The 5017-nt window shown below is 69.5% G+C and carries 5 protein-coding genes and 1 pseudogene; 2 read left to right on the top strand and 4 right to left on the bottom strand.

Annotated elements, in window-relative coordinates; all coding sequences use genetic code 11:
- Positions 1-200: ATP-dependent helicase C-terminal domain-containing protein (locus AC2W7M_RS19580; RefSeq protein WP_486134226.1), on the top strand; the 200-nt coding region annotated here is incomplete at its 5' end.
- Between the two features lie 4 nt (positions 201-204).
- On the opposite strand, the gene AC2W7M_RS19575 is transcribed toward AC2W7M_RS19580, so the two are convergent.
- The 3 genes from AC2W7M_RS19575 to AC2W7M_RS19565 all read right to left on the bottom strand — a co-directional run bounded on the left by AC2W7M_RS19575 (position 205) and on the right by AC2W7M_RS19565 (position 2658).
- Positions 205-1272, bottom strand: a complete 1068-nt coding sequence (locus AC2W7M_RS19575; protein WP_486134228.1) for a heme-dependent oxidative N-demethylase family protein — start codon at positions 1270-1272, stop codon at positions 205-207.
- Positions 1273-1357: 85 nt separating this feature from the next.
- A complete protein-coding gene (locus AC2W7M_RS19570; RefSeq protein WP_486134224.1) occupies positions 1358-2302 on the bottom strand; it encodes a PDR/VanB family oxidoreductase in 945 nt (314 codons plus the stop codon).
- Entirely contained in the window at positions 2299-2658 is a 360-nt protein-coding gene (locus AC2W7M_RS19565; protein WP_486134222.1) for a dimethylamine monooxygenase subunit DmmA family protein, read from the bottom strand. The genes AC2W7M_RS19570 and AC2W7M_RS19565 overlap by 4 nt, the downstream gene beginning before the upstream one ends.
- A gap of 15 nt (positions 2659-2673) precedes the next feature.
- On the opposite strand from AC2W7M_RS19565, the gene AC2W7M_RS19560 reads away from it, so the two are divergent.
- Positions 2674-2874: a hypothetical protein gene (locus AC2W7M_RS19560; protein WP_486134220.1), complete on the top strand. Its 201-nt coding sequence runs from the start codon at positions 2674-2676 to the stop codon at positions 2872-2874.
- A gap of 212 nt (positions 2875-3086) precedes the next feature.
- Here AC2W7M_RS19560 and AC2W7M_RS19555 read toward each other — a convergent pair.
- A pseudogene (locus AC2W7M_RS19555) lies at positions 3087-5017 on the bottom strand (trimethylamine N-oxide demethylase); the annotation flags it as partial.

Raw genomic sequence — 5017 nt, 5'->3', positions numbered from 1 at the left:
CGGGGCGCATCCCGCTCACTTTGGCTCTGCTTTCACCGGCGCGCCGGCCGATCCAGGTCACCAAGGACCTGCCGCAATTCTGGCGCGGCTCCTGGCGCGAGGTGCGCGCCGAGATGCGCGGGCGCTATCCCAAGCATCCCTGGCCCGAGGACCCGTCCCAGGCCGATCCCACCACCCGCGCCAAGCCGCGCGGCACCTGAGGGTTCAGCGCGCCGGGTCGAGCGCGTCGGTGTCCGGCGCGATTCCCTTGGAGGTGGGCGCGCCGTCGTCGAACGGGGCGAGATGGTCGATCACCATCTGCCGGTAGCGCGGCAGGCCCTTGTAGCCGACGATGTCGGGATGGAGGTCGCGCAGCACCCGGTGCAGGCGGCGGCGCCATTTCGGCACCCGCGCGATGTCCGCCACCGAGGTCAGGTAGCAGCGGATGCCGAACAGGATGGCGTTGGAGCGCGGCAGGCGGAACAGGGTCTGGAGTTCCACCCGCAGGTGCACCTTCTCGGCCACGTTCTCGGGCGTCACGGTGGCCTTGTCGGGACCCCAGACGGGGTAGTTCTCCGGCGAGGTGTCGAGCCGGGGATTGACGGTCATGGTCCAGTTGAGGCGCCGCACCGGCTGGCCGCATTGCAGGCGCATCAGGTATTTCAGCGCCCGGTCGAACACGCCCTTCTCGTGCGCCAGCGGCACCGGGCCGTGCCATTCGTGGAACGTCATGCCGATGTCGAACTCCAGCGACCAGTCTGCCTGGGTCGTCACCATGCCGCCGTCCACGAACAGGTTGTCCTCGCGCTGGTCCTGGAGCGTGAAATCGCCCTGCGCCTGGCGGGTGATGTATTCGAACGGCGGGCAGGGCAGCGTCTCCGCCTTGCCGAAGGTGAAGGACTGCTGCAGGCCGAGCGGGCGGTTCACCCAGGTCCACAGGTCGCCCGCCTTGGTGAGCGTGAAGTGCTCGGGATAGTCCGCCGCGAGGCTCTCCATGATGAGCTCCAGCGTGTCCCACTGCGCCGCCATCATGTGCGGCAGCACCTGGCAGCGCTTGGGGTCCTCGGCGAGCACCCTGGCGCGCTCGCGGCACTCGGCCACATAATGCTCGTCGATGTCGAACACCGCCTGGAACGCCGCCGTCGGCCCGCCGCGCACATGCGGCTCGATGTTCACCGAGTACATGTATTCGTCCTCGGGGAACGGGAACGGAAAGCGCAGGATGTCTTCCGCCGTCTTGGCGTAGGTGAAGGTGTCGCGAAAGGTCTCGGACGGCTTGAACTGCAAGGTCATGGTCTCGTCCTTCTTGAATGGCGCGACGGCCTGCACCGGCGCTCTCCCCCGATGGGGAGAGGGGCGGCTCCCCGCTAGAGATCGATCACCAGGCGCGGCCCGCGGCGCGGGAGACGCAGGTCATGATGGCCGTGCCGGCGGCCTTCTCATCCGCCGAGAGGAAGTCGTCCCGGTGCTCGACTTCGCCCTCGACGACGGGCGTGCGGCACTCGCCGCACGCGCCGCCGCGGCACAGACAGGGCGCCGCGACGCCCGCCGCCTCGATCGCCTCCAGCAGCGACTGGGTCTCGCCCACCTCCACCTCGATGCCGGAGCGCTTCAGCACCGCCTTGAAGGGCAGGCCGCCCGAGGTGTCGCCGAAGCTCTCCTTGTGGATCTTGCCGCTGGGCCAGCCGAGCGCCAAAGCGGTGCCGCTCACCGCGTCCATGAGCGGGCGCGGCCCGCACACGTAAAGGTGCGTGCCGAGCGGCTGGCGCGCCAGCAGGCCGGCAATGTCGAAGGCGGCGCGACCGCCGCCATGGACGCGGATCTCCTCGCCGGCCGCGAACGGGGCGAGCAGGCGTTCGAACACCGTGACCTCGTCGGCCACGGAAAGCTGGTGCAGCTCGTAGCGCGCGCCGCGCGCCTTCAGCTCCGGCAAGTGGGACAGAAGCGGCGTGATGCCGATGCCGCCGCCGATGAGCAGGTGCTTCTTCGCCGTCGCCGACACCGGGAACAGGCTGAGCGGCGGCGCCATCTGGAGCACGTCGCCGCGCGCCACCTTGTGGTGCAGGAAAGCCGAGCCGCCGCGCGACTGGGCCACCAACCGAACGATGATGTCGTAGCGCGCCCGCTCGGCCGGCGGCGAGACGAGGGAATAGGCGTTCTTCATCACCTTGGCGCCGTCGCGCAACGTGAGCATCACGTGCCCGCCCGCCGGCGGCGTCGGGAACAGGCCGCCATGGGCCGGCTCGAACGAGAAGCGCTTGAGGCCGGGCGCCAGCGGCTCGATCTCGCGCACGCGCACGTCACAGGTCTCGACGGGGCTCATGAATACAGCTCCTCGGGCTCGGGCACCTCGCCGGGCACCTCGGCATCCACCTGAACGCCCATGAAGGCGGCGAGCCGGCGCGAGAAGTGATCGCGCACGAACAGCGACGCGCCGCAGCCCGAGCAGGTGACGATGGAGGTGGTGACGCCGTCCGTCACCGTGCGGCAATGGACGCAGAAGATGCGCCGCGCCTTGGTGCCCACATGGGCGAACGCCATCTCCTGCCGCCCCAGGCCCGCGGCCTGGGCGATGCCGAACACGTCCCACAGGAACGGCTCGGTGCCGGCGCCGTAGAGCCGAAGGCCCATGCGCTCGCGGCCGAGCCGCTCCTCAAGCGCGCTGAGCAGATGCGGCACGCGCGGAAGGTGCGCATGGCGCCCGCCGCCTCCTCCATCACGCGCGCCGGGATGGCGCTGCGATGGGCCACGGTCCAGATCTCGAAGGCGGAGGCGTTGACGCCCTCCGCCAGCGCTCCGGCGGGAACCTCCACCCCCTCCACCACGAGCAGATGGTGCCGCCCCGCCGGATCGGGGGCGATGGGCTGGTATTTCGGCCGGCTCTTGATGCCCTGATCGCTCATCTCGGCTCGCTCATCTGGACCCCCGTCGCGCGCGGCGTCGGGCGCGCGCGACTGTCGGGTGCATGTCTATTTTTCTTCACAAGAAAAATAGTTGTCAATGAGGAGATGGTCGGAAATCGCCGTCCGGGGCTGGTAAATGATAGTCATCGCCCGCCGAATTCTTGGGCAGGCGCCGCGTTCTTCAGCACCCCGTGGCGCCGGCCGTCAGGCCCGCACCCGCGTCTTCTGCGGGTCGAAATGCGGGAACGGCACGATGCGGGCAGGAATGCGCTTCCTCTGGCCGTCGAGCTTGCCGATCTCCACCTCGGCCCCCTCCTCTGCCGCCGACACGTCGAGCCGCGCCAGCGCGATCTGCGCCTTCAGGATCGGCGACTTCACGGCGGAGGTGACGACGCCCACCTGAGCGCGCCCCACATGGACCGGGTCGCCGTGGCCCACATCCTCGTTGGAGGCGACGAGAAGGCCAACCAGCTTGCGGGCGGGATTGGCCTTGCGGCGCTCCAGCGCCGCCTTGCCGACGAAGTCCTCCTCCTTCGCCGCCACGGTGAAGCCGATGCCGGCCTCGAAGGGGTCGGTCTGGTCGCAGAAATCATAGCCCGCGAACACCAGGCCCGCCTCCACCCGCAGCATGTCGAGGGCGGAAAGGCCGAGCGGCTTCATGCCTTTGGGCGCGCCCTCCGCCCACACCGCGTCCCACAGCGCCACCGCGTCCTTGGGGTGGCACCACACCTCGAAGCCCAGTTCGCCGGTATAGCCGGTGCGCGAGACCACCAGCGCCGGCCCCTGCGGCCCGCCGAGCCGGCCGACCGCGAAGCGGAACCATTTCAGCTCGGCAATGGCCGGCTGGGTCGGCCCGGTCCAGATCAGCGCGGCCAGAATCTCGCGGCTGAGCGGACCCTGCACGGCGATGTTGTGGAGCTGGTCGGTGGAGGATTTCACCCACGCCTTCAGGCCCCATTCGGCGGCCTTGTCGCGCAGCCACTTGCCGGTGAACTCCTCGCCGCACACCACGCGGAAGTTCGCCGGGCCGAGGCGGAAGATGGTGGCGTCGTCCAGCATGCCGCCGCTGTCGTAGCAGAGCGCGGTATAGACCACCTGGCCGACCGTGAGCTTGCGGATGTCGCGCGTCGCCGTGCGCTGGAGCAGCACCTCCGCGTCCGGTCCCGTCACCTCAAACTTGCGCAGGGGGGACAGGTCCATAACCGCCGCTTTTTCGCGGCAGGCCCAGTATTCGGCGATCGGCCCCTCGCCGGTGTAGCAGGTGGGCAGCCAGAAGCCGCGATACTCCACGAAGGTGCGGGTGAGGAGCGAGGTGCGCGGATGGAAGGCGCTCGCGCGGGTCAGGCGCGGCTCGGCGTCGGGCGTCATGCGGAAGGCGATCCCCTTGGAGAAGTCCTCGCGCGCGTCATAGACGCGCACATGGATGTCGGTGGGCTCCCAGGCATTGGCGGCATCGATGTCGTCGGCGCACGACGACACCGCGCAGACGAGGTCGGTGAGGGCGCGCAGGAGCACATAGTCGCCCGCCTGCGACCACGGCTCGTCCATGGCGAGCGCATTCGAGCCTTCGATGCACGTGTTGTAGAAGAAATTGATCGCCGGCCAGCCGCGCCGCGCCGCGATGCCGAAGGGCTTGAGCGCGGCGTTGAAATTGTCCGAGCAGTTGGCGTGGCCCGGATAGCCCATGTCCTCGTAGTATTTGGCCGAGCAGGCCAGCGCGAAGGTGTCGTGCCGCCCGACCGTGTCGCGCACCACCTCCACCAGCGCCATTTGGCGTTCGTCGAAATATTTCGAGTGGAGACCCGGGCCGGGATAGGCCGCGCCCATCAGCGTGCGGGTGGTGGTGGCGTCGAGGCCGAATTCCTCGCCCTGTTCCAGCGCCTTCGCGTCGAAGGCGAGGAAGTCCGAGCACTGGCGGCCGGCCACGTCGATGATCTGGATATAGTCGCCGGCCTTCACCGTGAAGGCGCGCGCTCGGCGGCCGGCACCCTGAGATCGCGCTTGGGGTCCGCCAGCGGCGCGGGCAGGTCGTCGAAGCCGGCGGCGCGGGCGATGGTCACGAGAAGGTCGGTGGGCGCCTCCTGCGCGTCCGCGCCATGGGTCCGCCGGGGGCGGCCACCACCAGCAGCAGGTCG

The sequence above is a fragment of the Xanthobacter sp. BG11Y11_SDJG genome (genome assembly GCF_057364445.1).
Note: the sequence above shows the minus strand (reverse complement) of the source record. Positions and strands in the feature narration are given on the sequence as shown.

Excerpts from the sequence above, each read along its gene's own strand:
- AC2W7M_RS19575 (WP_486134228.1), bottom strand. The coding sequence starts at position 1,272 with ATGACCTTGCAGTTCAAGCCGTCCGAGACCTTTCGCGACACCTTCACC.
- AC2W7M_RS19570 (WP_486134224.1), bottom strand. The coding sequence starts at position 2,302 with ATGAGCCCCGTCGAGACCTGTGACGTGCGCGTGCGCGAGATCGAGCCG.
- AC2W7M_RS19560 (WP_486134220.1), top strand. The coding sequence starts at position 2,674 with ATGGCGCCCGCCGCCTCCTCCATCACGCGCGCCGGGATGGCGCTGCGA.